We start from the raw sequence: 16,343 nt of genomic DNA, 5'->3' as shown, positions 1-16,343 counted from the left end.
TGCGGCCCATGATCACGATTTGGTTACCATGGAAGGGTCCCCTTTCCCCGACGTGAGGTAATTCCTGTGCGATTGAAGACCGCAGCTGCGCTCCTGCTGCTCGGCCTTGTAGCCCTTGTGGCCGGAGTCGGCCAGCTGACGTGGTGGGCGCCAGACGAGCAGGTGACTGCTTCGCTCCCCGCCGACACGCCCGCTGCTCCGCTGACGGTCATCGATACCAAGCTGCGTGACCTCCGTGGGGGAGAGGCGACCCTGACGATCCGAGGCGAGGGCAACTTCTCCCTCTCGGCCGGTCGCCCGGACGACGTCGCGGCCTGGGTCGGCAAGACGGCCCACACGACCATCGACGGGGCCTCCTCCGACGGCAAGGTGCTCTCCGCTGCCCACGCCGACGGCGACCCCAGCTCGCCCAATCCGGCCGGCGCCGATGTGTTCGCCACGACCCAGAATGCCTCTGGCACCCTCGAGTACCACTGGGACGTGCCCGACAACGGGGACTGGCAGCTCCTCCTCGCCACCGACGGCAAGGCTCCCGCCCCGCAGGACGTGACCATCACGTGGCCCAGCAATGCCACGACGCCGTGGGCCGTGCCGCTCATCGTGATCGGCGCCCTCCTGCTCGCCGGAGGGATCGTGCTGGCGATCCTGGACCGTCGCCGGGGCAGCCGCCCAGGTGGTCCCGGTGTCCCCGGCCATACCCAGCCGGCTGACGCCACGAGCGCCATTCCCGAGGTTCCGCGCCGCGCACCGGGGAGCGGCCAGGGAACGGCCGTGAGGGCCGTGCACGACGCCGGGCAGGGCCGTCAGCGCACCGCTCGCCGCACCGTCCCCGGCGCGGCAGCCACCGCCCTGGCGGTGCTGCTGGCCGCCGCCGGCCTCGGTGCCGCGCCTGCCCAGGCGACCACGGCGCCGTCGCCCTCAGGCACGGGCTCCCCGAGCGCCAGCGCGTCGGGCAGCCCGACCGAGGCGCCCAAGGAACGCGTGCTCCTCGAGGACCAGCTCTCCCGCATCCTGAACCAGACGGCCAGCGCCGTGCAGGCGGGCGACGACGCGAAGGACGCGGGCAAGCTCAGCCCCCGGGTCGATGGTTCGGCGCTCCTGGCACGCACCCAGAACTACAAGGTGCGCGCCGCCGTCGCGAGCGCACCCGCCGTGGCGCCCGTCCGCGCCTCGAAGCTCCTGACCAGTGTCGTGACAACCCAGCGCTCGTGGCCCCGCACCGTCATCGCGGTGACCCAGGGCGAGGGGAACACGACCCCGCAGCTGCTCACCCTGCGCCAGGCCACCGCGCGCGACAACTACAAGCTCATCGAAGCAGCGCCCCTGCTGCCCGGCGCGACGTTCCCCGGCACGGCCAAGTCCGGTGCCGACCAGCTCCCGCTCGATGCGAAGGACGGCCTGAGCTACAGCCCGGCCGACGCGATCGGCGGAGTTTCCGACCGCCTGACGCACGCGGACAGCTCCTGGAAGGACCGCATCGCCGACAACGCCTACATCAACGACACGATCGGCTACCAGGCCGACATCGTCGCGAAGGGCCCCAACGGCAACTTCACCGCCAAGCACACGCTCGTCGGCGGTGAGGCCACGGCCTTCCGCACGGCGGACGGCGGTGCGCTCGTCATGGCGCCCCTGGACTTCGTGCTGGAAGGCACGCCAAAGGAGTCCGGCGACAAGCTGACGCTGGCCGACGACGCTGCCGCCCTGGCGGGCGGCAAGGAGGCGACGACGAAGATGACTCTGACCTTCCGGGAGTCGCTCATGATCTACGTCCCCAAGGACGGGGCAACGGCCCAGATGACGGTCATCGGCGCGACCCGGAACCTCTCCGCCGCCAGCGTGAGCTGACGCGGCCTCTCGCGCTCAGTGCCAGCGCAGGTGGGGGCGGGGCCGCATGCGCGGTCCCGCCCCCACCTGCATCGGGCCCCTTCGCTAAGCTGGGGGCATGAGTGTTCCCGGTTCCCGCCAGCCCGAGCCGCAGCTGAACTTCCGCGGCGCCGTCGACCTCTCCGCCCTCAAGGCGCGCGCGACGGCGACGCCGCCCGCCTCGACCGCCCCGCACCCAGCGGCGGCTTCGCCGGGTCCGGGGTCGACGGACGGCGGCGCCGCGCCGGAGACCGGCAGGATCGACCTCGACGAAGCGACATTCGGCGCGGTCGTGCAGCGTTCGGCGACGGTCCCCGTCGTCGTGCTGCTGTGGGCGTCCTACTCGCCCGAGTCGCAGCGCCTGCGTGACGAACTGGGCGCCGTCGTCGGCTCCTACGGCGGACGCCTGCTGTACGCGGCCGCGGACGTGGACGCCTTCCCCCAGCTGGCCGAGGCGTTCGGCGTCCAGGCCGTTCCCACCGCCGTGGCCATCCTCAAGGGCCAGCCCATCCCGCTGTTCCAGGGCGCTGCCGCGGAGCAGCAGTCCCGCCAGCTCTTCGACGAGCTCCTCCGGGTCGCCGAGGCCAACGGCGTGACCGGGACCGTGGGCGGGGAGCCTGCGCCGGCCCAGGAGCCCGAGCTGCCGCCGCTGCACCAGGAGGCCTTCGACGCGATTGACCGGGGCGACTTCGCCGCCGCGGAAGAAGCCTACCGGAGGGCACTCGCTGATCATCCGGCCGATCGCGAGGCGAAGGCGGGCCTCGCGCAGGTCCAGCTCATGGCGCGCGTCGCCGGAATCGACCAGCCAGCGGCCGAGCAGGCCCGGTCCGCGGCGGCGGCCGCCCCTGACGACCTGGCCGCGCAGCTTGCAGTGGCCGACCTCGACGTCGTCGGGGGCCACGTGGAGGACGGCTTCTCACGGCTCGTGGCCTTCATCTCCCGCAGCAGTGGAGAGGAACGCGAGGCGGCCCGGGTGCGACTGCTGGAGCTGTTCGAGGTCATCGGCGCGGCCGACCCGAGAGTGAGCGCAGCCCGGGCACAGCTCGCGCGTGCCCTCTTCTGACCGTCCACTCGAGGGGGTCGGGAGCCTCCTGATCCTCCGTCATCCCCATGACGGATCGTCGTGATCATCCTTGGGGCCGATCCCCGGCGGGGACACCGATTGCTAGCGTGGAGGCATGGACCGCCCGCACCCCACCCCGTCCCCCGGGCCCTCAGCCCTCTCGCTGCGCGGCCTCGTCAAGGCCTTCGACGGCAAGCTGGCCGTCAATGGCATCAGCCTCGAGGTGCCGACCGGCTCCTTCTATGGTCTCGTGGGCCCGAACGGCGCCGGGAAGACCACGACGCTCTCCATGGCGACCGGACTTCTCCGCCCGGACGCGGGCAGCGCCGCGGTGCTCGGCGTGGACGTCTGGGCCGATCCCCTCGCCGCGAAGCGGCTGCTCGGGGTTCTCCCGGACGGCGTCCGGCTCTTCGACCGGCTCAGCGGCGAACAGCTGCTGACCTACTCGGGCCTGCTGCGCGGGCTCGACCGCGCCACCGTCGCCCAGCGCACCCGGGACCTCCTCGAGGCCTTCGACCTCGCCGCGGACGCGCGCACCCTCGTGGTGGACTACTCGGCCGGCATGACGAAGAAGATCGCCCTCGCAGCCTCGCTCGTCCACGCGCCGAAGGTCCTGGTCCTCGACGAGCCCTTCGAATCGGTGGACCCGGTCTCCGCCGCGAGCATCCGGGCCATCCTGTCCGGCTTCGTCCGCTCGGGAGGCACGGTGGTTGTCTCGAGCCATGTCATGGACCTCGTGCAGCGGATGTGCGACCACGTCGCCGTCGTGGCGCAGGGGAGAGTCCTCGCCGCGGGCACGGTCGACGGCGTGCGCGCGGGCGCCTCCCTCGAGGAGCGGTTCGTGGAACTCGTGGGCGGTCCCGGCCGCACGGAGGGGCTGACGTGGTTGCACACCTGATCCGCCTCAAGCTCCTCCTGCTGCGCAACGGGCTGCGCCGGAGCCCGTGGCAGCTCGTCGGCATCGTGGTGGGCGGCCTGTACGGCCTCTGGATGCTGTTCCTCGCGGTCGTGGGCCTGATCCTGCTCCGCACCCTGCCGACCGACGTGGCCGAGACGGTCCTCGTTCTCGGCGGCACTCTGCTGCTTCTGGGGTGGACGCTCACGCCGGTGATCTTCGCTGGGATCGACCTGACCCTCGAGCCGGCCAGGTTCGCCCTGTTCCCCATCCCGCTGCGCCAGCTCCTGCTCGGACAGGCCGTCGCAGGCCTCATCGGCGTCCCCGGCGTGTGTACGCTGCTCGCGCTGGCCGCCACGACCGTCACCTGGGCGCGCGGTCCCCTTCCCTTCGCCATCGCGGTCGTGAGCGCCGTGCTCGCCCTCGGGCTGTGCGTGGTCCTGAGCAGGCTCGTGGCGAGCGCCGCCTCCGAGCTGGCCACGTCCCGCCGGTTCCGGGACGTGAGCAGGATCCTGCTCATCGTTCCCCTCGTGCTCCTCGGGCCCGGCATCTCCCTCCTGGCGCAGGGCATCGGGGACAGCGGTGCCCCCGGGATCAGTGCTGCGGCGGCGGTCCTCGGGTGGACGCCTCTCGGCGCTCCCTTCTCCGCTCCGGCTGAGGCGGCGGACGGGCAGCTGCCCGTGGCGGTCGCCAAGCTCATCATCGCCGCTGCCGGACTCGGCCTTGCGGCCTGGGGATGGTCGAGGACGCTCTCCCGCGCGCTCGAGAGTCCCGGGAGCCGCTCCGGGAGCCGCTCCGGAGGACGCGGTCGAGGCCTATCCCGTGCCGAGGGGAGGGGGCTGGGCGCCTTCCGGTGGATGCCTCCCACCCCTGCCGGGGCGGTGGCGGCACGTGCCCTCACGTACTGGATCCGCGACCCGCGCTACACGGCGGGCCTCATCGTCGTCCCGCTGCTGCCCGTGATCATGTACGTCTCCACCGTGACCGGACGCCGGGGCCACGGCTCGCTGCTCGAGGGGCCCTTCGCCTTCTCGGGCGTCCTCGCGGCCTTCATCCTCGCATGGTCCATCTCGGCGGACGTCTCCTACGATTCGACCGCGTTCTCACTGCACGTCGCGGCGGGGGTCCGGGGGCGCTCCGACCGGCTCGGACGGGCCGCGGCACTGCTGCTGTTCGCGTTCCCCACCATCGTCGTCCTGACCCTGCTGCCGTTCCTGCTCGCGGGGGACTGGAGCCTCGCGCCGGCCTTTTTGGGCCTCTCGCTCGGCGTGCTGCTCTCCGGCGTGGGCCTGTCCTCCCTCGTCTCGGCGCGCTACACGGTCGTGGTGCCCCTTCCGGGCGAGAGCCCCTTCAAGCGGCCCGCCGGCAACAGTGCGCAGACGCTCCTCGTGCAGTTCGGGGGGACCTTGGCGCTCGGGATCCTCGCCTCGCCCGAGATCGTTCTGCTCGTCCTTGCCCTGGTGACGCGTTCGCCGGGCTACGCGTGGGGCGCCCTGGGCGTGGGGGTGGCGCTCGGGACGGGGCTCCTGATCGCAGGGATCCTGCTGGGCGGGCTGACGATGGACCGCCGCGCCCCCGAGCTGTACGCGAGCCTGACCCGGGTGCGGTGACCGCAAGCGCCCGGCATCTGGGCCAGTGGACGCACGACGGCGCGCGGTCGCCGTCGTCGGGTCTGGCCCTGCGGCGGTCATGGGACGTAGGATATCTCCGATGCCGGGCCGCGTGGACGGGCCAGCGGATATGCAGCCACACGATGGGAGCACCCTCATGGAAGTTGTCATCCTCAAGGACGCCCGCGAGGTCGGGCGGGCCGCCGCCGCAGCCTTTGCCGCTACGCTGCGCCGCAAGCCGGACGCGGTCCTCGGGCTCGCCACCGGATCCTCGCCGCTTCCGGTCTACGACGAGCTCGCCCGCCTGCACGCCGAGGAGGGCCTCGACTTCTCCAAGGCCTCAGGCTTTGCCCTCGACGAGTACGTGGGGCTGCCCGAGGACCATCCCGAGTCCTACGCCTCGGTGATCCGGCGGGACTTCGCCTCCCGGGTGAACATCGATCAAGCGAAGGTGCACAGTCCCGACGGCCGGGCCGAGGACCTCGAGGCCGCCTGCGCGGCGTACGAGGCCGCGATCGAGGCCGCCGGCGGGGTGGACATCCAGATCCTGGGCATCGGCACCGACGGGCACATCGGCTTCAACGAGCCCGCCTCCTCCCTCGCGTCGCGCACCCGCATCAAGACCCTCCTCGAGCAGACCCGCAAGGACAACGCCCGGTTCTTCGATTCCATCGACGAGGTGCCCCACCATGTGCTGACCCAGGGTGTGGGCACAATCATGCAGGCGCGCCACGTGGTGCTCGTCGCCACCGGCGCGACGAAGGCCGAGGCGGTCCACGGCCTCGTCGAGGGACCGGTCACCGCGATGTGCGTGGCCTCGGTCCTCCAGTTCCACCCTCGCGCGACCATCATCGTCGACGAGGCCGCGGCCTCGTCGCTCCGCCTCGCCGACTACTACCGCCACGTCCACGACAACAAGCCGGCCTGGCAGCAGTACTGACTGGCAGTACTGACTGGCAGCAGCACCGGTGCCAGCAGCACAGGGCCGGGACGGGACGTCCAGGACGCCGGGTGCGCCCAGTGCGCCGGGGTCTAGCATGGAACCCATGACCACGATGCCTCCGGACCCGTTCAGCTCAGACCCGGACCCGCGCGACCCCTCGCGCGGCGGCTCCACCGCGACGATCGAGCGCGAGGAACTCCGCGAGGAGCTTGAGCCGGGCGACCGCGAACGCTTCTCGCACTACGTCCGCAAGGAGAAGATCATGGAGTCCGCCCTGACCGGCGAGCCCGTGATCGCCCTCTGCGGCAAGGTGTGGACCCCGGGCCGCGACCCCAAGAAGTTCCCCGTCTGCCCCACGTGCAAGGAGATCTACGAGGGTCTGCGCCCCGGCGGCGACGACAAGAAGCCCTGACCGGGCGCGTGGCCCGGGAGTCCGGCGAGCGTCTCATGGCGCCCGCGTACCGCGGGCTCGTGATCGGGCTGCTTGCCACCACCGTGTGCTTCGCCTTCGAGGCCATGGCGGTCACGACGGCCATGCCCGTCGTCGCCGCAGCCCTCGGCGGCGAGCACACCTACGGCCTCGCCTTCTCCCTGTACCTCACGGGTTCCCTCGCCGCGACGGCGACCGCCGGCCCCTGGTGCGATGCTGCCGGACCGCGTCCCGCGCTCCTGACGGGCCTCGGCCTCATGGTCGTCGGGCTGTGCTTGTGCGGGGGCGCCTGGGACTTCGGCGTCTTCACGCTCGGACGCGCCGTGTCCGGGGCGGGCGCGGGCTTCCTCATCGTCCCCGTCTACGTCATCATCGGCAAGGTCCTGCCCTCGGCCCTCCAGCCCGTCATGTTCGGCTGGTTCTCCGCGGGCTGGGTGGTCCCGTCGCTCGTGGGCCCTTACGTGTCCGGGCTCCTCGCCCAGCACGCGAGCTGGCGCTGGCCGTTCGTCGGCGTGGCTCCCATCGTGCTCGTCGCCGTTGCGCTGACATGGCCGCGGGTGCGCCACCTCGGGGCGCCCGTTCCCGGGCCCGAGGATCCGGCTGCGCCCTCCGCCGCCTCGGCCCGCGACGGGCGACGGCGGGCCCTCCTCGGCGCGGCACTCGCCGCAGGCGTGGCCGCGGCACAATGGGCCGCCCAGGCCTGGGGCGACCCGGACACGAGGAGCGCCGTCCCGCCCGCGGCGATCGGCGCCGTCGTGCTCGCCGGGGTGGTCACGGCCGCCGTGACCGCACCCCGGCTCATGCCGCGCGGCGTCGTGCGGGCGGCACGCGGTCTCCCGGCCGTCATCGTGGTGCGAGGACTGCTGACGCTCGCCTTCTTCGGTGCCGAGGCGTTCATCCCCCTGATGCTCGTGGACCGGTACGGCCTGGAGCCCTCGATCGCGGGGCTCGCCCTCACCGCCGGCGCGCTCGGCTGGACCGCCGGCTCGTTCGCCCAAGCCCGCGGCTGGCTCACGAAGCCAGGGTTCCTCGTCACGGGGTCCGCCCTGCTCGTCGCCTGCATGGCGGGCATCGCGGCCGTCGTGAGCCTCGCTGCAACACCGTGGCTGCTCGCCACGGCATGGGCGCTCGCCGGTGCGGGCATGGGCATGGCCCTCTCCACGACGTCGGTTCTGGTCCTCGACTACAGCGACGACGCCACACGGGGGAGGAATTCGGCCTCCCTCCAGATGGCCGATATGCTCGGTGGAGTGATTGGAACCGCCGGAGCTGGAACCCTGTACTCCCTGCTGCTGACCCCGGAGCGGACTCCCGGGCCCGGCGTGTTCGCCCTCCTGACGGCTTCCCTCGCGGTGTCGGCGCTGCTCGCGGTCTTCGCCGGCACCCGGACCGGGGAGCGGCCCGCGCCTGCGGCGGCCTCGCCGGCGCAGGGGGAGCGCGCGTGACGGACACCCTCTTCGGTGACTCCTCGTCGTCGGACGCCGGGGGCGGTCATCACCCCGGTGCCTCTCCCGCCCTCCCCGGCGCTTCTCCCGCCCTCCCCGGTGCCTCTCCCGCCCTCCCCCCTGCTTTTCCCGACCGCGCCGCCTGGGGCACCGCACCCAAGCTCCGCGCCTGGCAGCAGGAGGCGCTCGAGAAGTACCTGGCCCTTGCGCCGCGCGACTTCCTCGCGGTGGCCACCCCGGGCGCCGGAAAGACGACGTTCGCCCTGCGCGTGGCCTCAATGCTGATCGAGCGCGGCGTGATCAACCGGGTCACCGTCGTCGCGCCGACCGACCACCTCAAGCGGCAGTGGGCCGACGCCGCGGCCCGCGTGGGAATCGCGATCGACCCGAACTTCAAGAACGCCGACGGGGCACATGGGCGCGGCTTCATGGGGGTGGCGGTGACCTACGCCCAGGTCGCGAGCAAGCCGCTCCTGCACCGCGCCAAGACCGAGGCGGCCCGGACCCTCGTGATCCTCGACGAGATCCACCACGGCGGGGAGTCCCTCTCGTGGGGCGACGGGCTCCGCGAGGCCTTCGACCCCGCCGTGCGCCGCCTCGCCCTCACGGGCACCCCGTTCCGTTCTGACACCTCGCCGATCCCGTTCGTCGAGTACGCCGAGGACAAGGACGGCATCCGCCGCTCGAGGGCCGACTACACGTACGGCTACGGCCAGGCGCTGCGCGACCACGTGGTCCGCCCGGTCATCTTCATGGCCTACTCGGGCCAGATGCGCTGGCGCACGAGCGGCGGCGAGGAGATGGCTGCCTCCCTCGGCGAGGCCGCGGTGACCAAGGACGTCACCGCCCAGGCCTGGCGCACGGCCCTGAACCCCCAGGGCGAATGGATCCCCGCCGTCCTCGCCGGCGCGGACAAGCGGCTTACCGAGGTCCGGCGCGCCGTGCCGGACGCCGGAGGGCTCGTCATCGCCACCGACCACGAGGACGCGCGTGCCTACGCGGGCCTGCTGAAGAAGATCACGGGAGAGTCGCCGTCCGTCATCCTCTCCGATGACGCCAAGGCATCGGCCAAGATCGAGGAGTTCTCCGACAGCCACAAGCGCTGGATGGTCGCCGTGCGCATGGTGTCCGAGGGCGTCGACGTGCCCAGGCTTGCGGTAGGCGTGTACGCGACGTCGACGTCGACTCCGCTGTTCTTCGCCCAGGCCGTGGGGCGCTTCGTGCGCGCCCGACGCCGCGGGGAGACGGCCTCGGTCTTCCTCCCGTCGGTGCCGCAGCTGACCCTCCTGGCCAACTCCATGGAGGCCGAGCGGGACCACGCCCTCGACCGCCCGTCCAAGGACGAGGACGGGCTGATGGACCTCGAGGAATCGCTCATGGACGAGGCGAACCGCGAGGAGAAGGCGTCCGACACCCTCACCAAGGGCAAATATGAGGCGCTCGAGTCCCAGGCCGCCTTCGACCGCGTGCTCTTCGACGGCGGCGAGTTCGGCACCGGCGGCGAGGTGGGTTCCGACGAGGAGCTCGACTTCCTCGGCATCCCGGGCCTGCTCGACGCCGACCAGGTCGCCACGCTGCTCAGGCAGCGCCAGCAGGAACAGGTGTCTCGGCGCCGCTCCCGGCCCGCGTCTTCCGCAGACTCCGGTGCCGCGGGCATTCCCGACCACCGCCGGCTCATGGACCTGCGCCACGAGCTCGCCAAGAACGTCTCGGCGTGGAGCGCGCGCACCGGCACGCCCCACGGGATGGTTCACAACAAGCTGCGGGACCTGTGCGGCGGCCCCGCCGTGGCCCAGGCGAGCGAGGAACAGCTGCGTGCGCGGCTGGCCAAGCTCGCGGACTGGTTCGTCGGCCGCCACTGACTGGCGGAACCGTCCCGCGTCTGCAGCGGGTCGGCGCCGCGGATGGGCGGCGGCAACGAGGATCAGGCGACCGAGACGCCGGCCCGCTCGAGGTCCCGGTAGGTGGGCGCGAGGTCGTCCGCGATGCCAGCCGTGAGGCGGCTCAGGACCCGTGTTCGGTACCCAGCGCGGGCGGCGTCGAGGGCGGTGGCCCTCACGCAGTAGTCGGTGGCGATGCCGGCGACGTCCACGGAGTCGATGTGGTGTGCGCGCAGCCAGCCGTCCAGGCTCTGCGAGTCGTCCGAGGGGCCCTCTGCGTCGCCGTACTGGGCCAGATGCCCCTCGAACCCCGAGTAGGCGGCCGCGTACTGCCCCTTCCGGAACATCGCGTCCACACTCGCGACGTCGAGATCCGGGTGGAAGTCGGCGCCCCTCGTGCCCGCGACGCAGTGCGGGGGCCAGGAGTCGATGAAGTCGGGGGACTCGGAGAAGTGGGCGCCCGGCTCGATGTGCCAGTCCTGGGTGGTGACGACCGCGGCGTACTCCCCGCCGTGACTCTCGAGGAAGTCGGTGAGCCGAGAGGCGACGCCGGCCCCGCCCGCCACCGCGAGCGAGCCCCCCTCGCAGAAGTCGTTCTGAACGTCGACGATCACCAGTGCTCGGGATTCTGCCATGCTCCATTGTCCCGCATCCGCCCGAGGAGGCGGGGTTCCCCCTCAGCCGGTCGGGCGTCAGTTCTCCTCATACACCGTGGGGATGGCGGGCTCACCGCGGTGCATGCGCTGCACGGAGGACGGCAGCTCGGCGATCGAGGCCGCATGGCGTTCCCGGGCCCGGGTCACTCCCTCGGGGCCGGTCCAGCCGGGCTTGAGCTCGCCGTCGGCGATGAAGTGCTCGAGCAGCGGCCGGTCGTTGCCGTCGTCGTGGGGGCGTCGCCCGATGCCCACCACCTCGTGGGTTGCGCGCCCGTGCTCGTCGAGACGCCGGAGGGCGTACTTGCGCCCGCCCAGACTCGCCTTGTTCTTGGCCGCCTTCGCGACCGAGACGAAGCTGCCGTCGTCGTCGGTCCGGCTCACGAGCTTGTACACCATCGAGGCGGTCGGGGCGCCGGAGCCCGTCACGAGCGCCGTTCCCACGCCGTAGGCGTCCACGGGCGCCGACTGGAGTGCCGCTATCGCGTACTCGTCCAGATCCGAGGTCACCATGATCCGCGTGTTCGCGTTTCCGAGCTCGTCGAGGAGGCGGCGCACCCAGTGCGCCTGTTCGATGAGGTCGCCCGAGTCGAGACGGACGGCCCCGAGCCTGTCCCCGGCGATCTCGACCGCGGTCCGTACGGCCTTCTCGACGTCGTAGGTGTCCACGAGCAGGGAGGTCGAGGCGCCCATGGAGGCCACCTGTGCCTCGAAGGCCTCCCGCTCGGTGTCGTGCAGGAGGGTGAACGAGTGCGCCGCCGTCCCGACGGTCGGGATGCCGAACCGCAGCCCCGCCTCGAGGTTCGAGGTGCTCGCGAAGCCCGCGATCACGGCTGCTCGGGCCGCCGCGACCGCCGACTCCTCGTGGGTGCGGCGGGAGCCCATCTCGATGCACGGGCGGCCATGCGCCGCCGTCGTCATGCGGGATGCGGCCGAGGCGATCGCAGAGTCGTGGTTGAGCACCGAGAGGACGTAGGTCTCGAGGATGCAGGCCTCGGCGAAGGTCGACTCGACGATGAGGATGGGGGAGTTGGGGAAGTAGGCCTCGCCTTCGGCGTAGCCGTAAATGTTGCCGGAGAAGCGGTACCCGGCAAGGTAGTCGAGGGTCTCCCGGTTGACCACCTTGGTGCGCTCGAGGAAGCTGAGCTCCTCCTCGCCGAAGCGGAACGCCATGATCCCCTCCAGCAGGCGACCCGTTCCGCCGACGACGCCGTAGCGCCGGCCGTCCGGGAGCCTGCGCGAGAACGCCTCGAACACGCAGCGGCGGTGGGCTGCGCCGGAGTGCAGCGCCGCCTGGAGCATGGTCAGCTCGTAGTGGTCGGTGAACAAGGACGTGCGGGGCTGGGCCCACGGACTCGTGTCGGTCACGCAGTCACCTTATCCAACGGCTCCCGGGACCCGCGCGGGGAGCGCTCTCTCGCCTGCCTAGAATGGAGCGCATGAGCATCAGCGTCGCTACCGAGCCCTCCCAGGAGGTCGCCGGACAGACGGAGGTGCGGGATGAGGCCGCGCCGCTGACCCCGTGGAACCTCGTCGTCTGGAATGACCCGGTCAACCTGATGAGCTACGTCAGCTACGTCTTCCAGTCGTACTTCGGCTACTCCGAGACCAAGGCGGACGCCCTCATGATGCAGGTGCACACCGAGGGGCGGTCCATCGTGAGCCACGGCTCGAAGGAGACGGTCGAGCAGCACGCGGTCGCAATGCACACGTTCGGGCTGTGGGCCACCGTCGAAAGGGCCGGGCAGCATGGCTGAGCCGTTCACGTACGGCCGGCGGGGCATCACCGGCCGGCTCGAGGACCCCGAGCGCGAGCTCCTGCGCGGTCTCTTCAACGACGTCGTCAGCATGCTCGATCCCGGCGTGGCCACCGAGGATCCGCTCGAGGCGCTCGTGGGCTTCAACCCCCACGCGACCGAACCGGAGGACCCTGCGCTCGCCCGGCTCCTCCCCAACGCGTACAAGGGCGACGCCGCGTCCTCCCTGGACTTCCGGCGTCTCACCGAGCGCTCGCTCCGGGAGGGGAAGGCCGGTGCCCTCCGCGCCGCGGCGCTGTCCCTCGAGTCGTCGCACCTCCTCCTCGATGACGCGGCGGCCAGGCACTGGTCGACGGCGCTCAACGACGTCCGCCTCGTCCTGGCCGAGCGTCTCGGGATCCGCAGCGAGGAGGACGCGGAGAAGGTCCACGCCGTGACGGACTGGGCCGAGGCGGAGGATGTCGACGCGTACCTGGCCCTCGTCTACAACTTCGTCACGTGGCTCCAGACGACCCTCGTGGACGCCATGCTCGATGCCCACCGGGTCCGCTCGCACGGTGGCGGGAGCGGCGATGAGTGAGGTCCACGGGGGCGAGCTGCCACGGTCCGAGCGGCCGATCGGCATCTTCGATTCGGGCGTGGGCGGCCTTACAGTGGCCCGTGCCGTCATCGACCAGCTGCCGCAGGAGTCGGTGGTCTACGTCGGCGACACGGCCCACGGGCCCTACGGGCCCCTGCCGATCGCCGAGGTGCGCGCCTACGCCCTCGGGGTCATGGACGAGCTCGTCGATTCGGGCGTCAAGGCCCTCACCATTGCCTGCAACTCGGCCTCGGCCGCGGTCCTGCGGGACGCGCGGGAGCGCTACACGGCCCGGTACGGCATCCCGGTGATCGAGGTCATCCAGCCCGCGGTGCGCCGCGCCGTCGCCGCCACCCGGAACGGCAGGGTGGGGGTGATCGGCACGAGCGCCACGGTGGGCTCGCGGGCCTACGAGGACACCTTCGCGGCCGCACCGGACCTGGACATCATGTCGGTCGCATGCCCCGAGTTCGTGCCGTTCGTGGAGGCCGGGATCACCACGGGGCCGGAGCTTCTCGGGGTCGCCGAGGGCTACCTCGCGCCGCTGAGGGAGGCGGGCGTGGACACCCTCGTGCTCGGCTGCACCCACTATCCGCTCCTGACCGGCGTGATCTCCTACGTGATGGGAGAAGGGGTCACGCTCGTCTCGAGCGCGGAGGAGACGGCGAAGGACGTCTACCGGGCCCTCATGCGCAACGGGCTGGTCCGGGCCGGCTCCACGCCGCCCGTCCACAGCTTCGTCGCCACGGGAGATCCCGCCCACTTCGAAGCCCTCGCACGGCGGTTCCTGGGCCCGGAGGTGCAGGGCGTCCAGCACGCGGAGCACGTCGCCGCGAGGTATCCGACGGCAAGCCTGGCCACCATCACCCCCGAGATGATCGCCGAGGCCCGCGCCCGCGGCGGGTCGAGCCGGATCTCCCACTTCGCGGCTCAGGATACGGGCAGGATGGCACCGTGAAACTGACTATCGTCGGCTGTTCGGGCTCGTTCCCGGGGCCGAGCTCGCCCGCGTCGTGCTATCTGGTGACGGCCCACGACGGCGAGCGTCCCTGGCGCATCCTGCTCGACCTGGGCTCGGGTGCCCTCGGCGTGCTCATGCGCTACGCGGATCTCAGGGACATCGACGGCGTGCTTCTGAGCCACCTCCACCCGGACCACTGCATGGACCTCACCGGCCTGCACGTGGCGGTGCACTGGGACCCGTCCGGCTGGTCAGCGGGCCGCGTACCGGTCTGGGGCCCTGCGGCGACGAAGGCGCGGATCACGACCGCCTTGGACATGCAGCCCGAGATGGACCTGGACGAGGACTTCGAGTTCCACCACTGGACAGCCGGCGAGCCCGTCGAGCTCGGGCCATTCCGCTTCACCGCCTACGAGGTGCGCCATCCGATCGCGGAGCCGTACGCCCTGCGGATCGAGTGCGCCGAGCCCGACGGCGCGGGCGGCGTGACGCGCAGGGTCCTCGCCTACTCGGGGGACACCGACGCGTGCCCTTCCCTCGTCGAGGCAGCTCGCGATGCTGACCTCTTCCTGTGCGAGGCGGCGTACCACGAGGGCCGAGACGACGCGATCGAGGGCGTGCACCTCACGGGTCTGAGGGCGGGGCAGGCCGCGAACGACGCCGGGGCGAAGCGCCTGCTGCTCACGCACCTTCCGGTGTGGAACGACGCCAACCGGTCCGTGGCCGAGGCGGAGAAGGCCTACGACGGCCCTATCGCCGTGGCGGTGGCCGGCGTCCACTACACCGTCTGAGTGTGTGGGCCAGTGCGGGCTTCCGACGGCGCACGATTCTATAAGCTGGGGGCATGACCCCGAGCACCCCTGGAATCCCTACCGTTGTGCGCGCGGACGGCCGCGCACCCGACCAGCTCCGCCCCATCTCGATCACGCGCGGCTGGTCCAAGCAGGCAGAGGGCTCGGCACTCATCGAGTTCGGCAACACCCGCGTGCTGTGCACCGCATCCTTCACAGAGGGCGTCCCGCGCTGGCTCAAGGGGGAGGGCCGCGGCTGGGTCACGGCCGAGTACGCGATGCTCCCGCGGGCCACCAACACCCGGTCCGACCGCGAGTCCGTGAAGGGCCGCATCGGCGGCCGAACCCACGAGATCTCCCGTCTCATCGGACGCTCCCTGCGCTCGATCATCGACACGCACGCTCTGGGCGAGAACACCATTGTCCTGGACTGCGACGTCCTCCAGGCCGACGGCGGCACGCGCACCGCCGCGATCACCGGCGCTTTCGTGGCGCTCGCCGAGGCGATCCGCTGGGCCAAGGAGAAGGACCTCGTCGAGGCCGGGGCCGAGCCGCTCGTGGACACTGTCTCCGCGGTGTCGGTCGGCATCATCGACGGTGTGCCGATGCTGGATCTGCCCTATGTGGAGGACGTGCGCGCCGAGACGGACATGAACGTCGTCGTGACCGGCTCGGGCAAATTCGTCGAGGTGCAGGGCACGGCAGAGGGCGCCCCCTTCGACCGCGAGGAGCTGGACAGCCTCCTCGACCTCGCCCTCCTCGGCACCGCGCAGCTGGCGGACATCCAGCGAGAGACCCTGGCAGAGGCGCTGCGGTGAGCGCTCCCCGGCTGGTGCTTGCCTCGCACAATCAGGGCAAGCTCGTGGAGCTGCGCGACCTGCTGCGCGGACAGGTGCCCGGCCTCGATGTGGACACCCAGGTGGTGGACGCGGGGGCAGTGGGGGGCCCGGACGTGCTCGAGGACGGCGTGACCTTCGCCGAGAACGCCCTGAAGAAGGCCCACGCGGTCGCGGAGGCGACGGGGCTCGCGGCGATCGCCGACGACTCGGGCCTCTCGGTCGAGGTCCTCGGCGGTGCTCCGGGGATCTTCTCCGCCCGGTGGGCCGGGCGCCACGGCGACGACCGTGCAAACCTCGAGCTCCTCCTCGCGCAGCTGGGGGACGTCAAGGACGAGCATCGTCAGGCGGCGTTCGTGTGCGCGGCGGCACTCGTAGTGCCGGGGGAGGGCGCGTCCGAGTCGGTGGAGCTGGGCATGATGCGCGGAACCCTCCTGCGCGAGCCCCGCGGCGACGGCGGGTTCGGGTACGACCCGATCCTCCAGCCCGAGGGGCTGTCGGTGAGCGTCGCAGAGCTCACACGCGAGGAGAAGAACGCGATCAGCCACCGCGGACGAGCATTCCGGGCACTGCTCCCGGCGGTCGTCGAGGCCCTGCGCGTCTGAGGGAGTGGGCGCCCGAGGGCCTGGACGC

The 16,343-nt window shown here is 71.8% G+C and carries 16 protein-coding genes; 14 read left to right on the top strand and 2 right to left on the bottom strand.

Annotated elements, in window-relative coordinates:
* Positions 1–66: 66 nt before the first annotated feature.
* From IE231_RS05275 to IE231_RS05240, 8 genes are all read left to right on the top strand, one after another.
* Entirely contained in the window at positions 67–1,848 is a 1,782-nt protein-coding gene (locus IE231_RS05275) for a DUF8094 domain-containing protein (RefSeq protein WP_229866505.1), read from the top strand.
* A gap of 97 nt (positions 1,849–1,945) precedes the next feature.
* Entirely contained in the window at positions 1,946–2,929 is a 984-nt protein-coding gene (locus IE231_RS05270) for a tetratricopeptide repeat protein (RefSeq protein WP_189692882.1), read from the top strand.
* A gap of 115 nt (positions 2,930–3,044) precedes the next feature.
* Positions 3,045–3,827: an ABC transporter ATP-binding protein gene (locus IE231_RS05265; protein ID WP_189692881.1), complete on the top strand. Its 783-nt coding sequence runs from the start codon at positions 3,045–3,047 to the stop codon at positions 3,825–3,827.
* Positions 3,812–5,434 carry a transporter gene (locus IE231_RS05260; protein WP_189692880.1) on the top strand — a complete coding sequence of 541 codons (1,623 nt, stop codon included), beginning with the start codon at positions 3,812–3,814 and terminating at the stop codon, positions 5,432–5,434. Before IE231_RS05265 ends, IE231_RS05260 begins: the two co-directional genes overlap by 16 nt.
* Positions 5,435–5,591: 157 nt before the next feature.
* On the top strand, positions 5,592–6,374 hold the full coding sequence (gene nagB, locus IE231_RS05255) for a glucosamine-6-phosphate deaminase (RefSeq protein WP_189692879.1): 783 nt from the start codon (positions 5,592–5,594) through the stop codon (positions 6,372–6,374).
* 106 nt (positions 6,375–6,480) lie between these two features.
* Positions 6,481–6,789, top strand: coding sequence for a DUF3039 domain-containing protein (locus IE231_RS05250; protein ID WP_229229450.1), 309 nt, complete (start codon positions 6,481–6,483; stop codon positions 6,787–6,789).
* Between the two features lie 8 nt (positions 6,790–6,797).
* The gene (locus IE231_RS05245; protein ID WP_189692877.1) at positions 6,798–8,252 is read left to right on the top strand and encodes an MFS transporter; all 1,455 of its coding nucleotides are present in this window, start codon (positions 6,798–6,800) and stop codon (positions 8,250–8,252) included.
* Positions 8,249–10,114, top strand: a complete 1,866-nt coding sequence (locus IE231_RS05240; RefSeq protein WP_189692876.1) for a DEAD/DEAH box helicase — start codon at positions 8,249–8,251, stop codon at positions 10,112–10,114. The genes IE231_RS05245 and IE231_RS05240 overlap by 4 nt, the downstream gene beginning before the upstream one ends.
* Positions 10,115–10,176: 62 nt before the next feature.
* Here the strand turns inward: IE231_RS05240 and IE231_RS05235 are convergent, their stop codons facing one another.
* Positions 10,177–10,767: an isochorismatase family protein gene (locus IE231_RS05235; protein WP_189692875.1), complete on the bottom strand. Its 591-nt coding sequence runs from the start codon at positions 10,765–10,767 to the stop codon at positions 10,177–10,179.
* A 57-nt stretch (positions 10,768–10,824) separates the two neighbouring features.
* Positions 10,825–12,153, bottom strand: coding sequence for a nicotinate phosphoribosyltransferase (locus IE231_RS05230; protein ID WP_189692874.1), 1,329 nt, complete (start codon positions 12,151–12,153; stop codon positions 10,825–10,827).
* A 71-nt stretch (positions 12,154–12,224) separates the two neighbouring features.
* On the opposite strand from IE231_RS05230, the gene clpS reads away from it, so the two are divergent.
* From clpS to rdgB, 6 genes are read left to right on the top strand one after another with little or no spacing between them, the layout of a single operon-like run.
* Positions 12,225–12,542: an ATP-dependent Clp protease adapter ClpS gene (gene clpS / locus IE231_RS05225; RefSeq protein ID WP_189692873.1), complete on the top strand. Its 318-nt coding sequence runs from the start codon at positions 12,225–12,227 to the stop codon at positions 12,540–12,542.
* Entirely contained in the window at positions 12,535–13,122 is a 588-nt protein-coding gene (locus IE231_RS05220) for a DUF2017 domain-containing protein (protein WP_189692872.1), read from the top strand. Before clpS ends, IE231_RS05220 begins: the two co-directional genes overlap by 8 nt.
* Positions 13,115–14,080 (top strand): glutamate racemase, encoded by a 966-nt coding sequence (gene murI / locus IE231_RS05215; RefSeq protein ID WP_189692871.1) that lies wholly within the window; start codon positions 13,115–13,117, stop codon positions 14,078–14,080. The genes IE231_RS05220 and murI overlap by 8 nt, the downstream gene beginning before the upstream one ends.
* A complete protein-coding gene (locus IE231_RS05210; RefSeq protein WP_189692870.1) occupies positions 14,077–14,874 on the top strand; it encodes an MBL fold metallo-hydrolase in 798 nt (265 codons plus the stop codon). The genes murI and IE231_RS05210 overlap by 4 nt, the downstream gene beginning before the upstream one ends.
* A gap of 53 nt (positions 14,875–14,927) precedes the next feature.
* Positions 14,928–15,692 (top strand): ribonuclease PH, encoded by a 765-nt coding sequence (gene rph, locus IE231_RS05205; protein WP_236663159.1) that lies wholly within the window; start codon positions 14,928–14,930, stop codon positions 15,690–15,692.
* Positions 15,689–16,315 carry an RdgB/HAM1 family non-canonical purine NTP pyrophosphatase gene (gene rdgB, locus IE231_RS05200; RefSeq protein WP_189692869.1) on the top strand — a complete coding sequence of 209 codons (627 nt, stop codon included), beginning with the start codon at positions 15,689–15,691 and terminating at the stop codon, positions 16,313–16,315. Before rph ends, rdgB begins: the two co-directional genes overlap by 4 nt.
* Positions 16,316–16,343: the final 28 nt, after the last annotated feature.

Origin of the sequence: Sinomonas cellulolyticus, from assembly GCF_014656475.1 — a bacterium.
GTDB lineage: Bacteria > Actinomycetota > Actinomycetes > Actinomycetales > Micrococcaceae > Sinomonas > Sinomonas cellulolyticus.
Note: the sequence above shows the minus strand (reverse complement) of the source record. Positions and strands in the feature narration are given on the sequence as shown.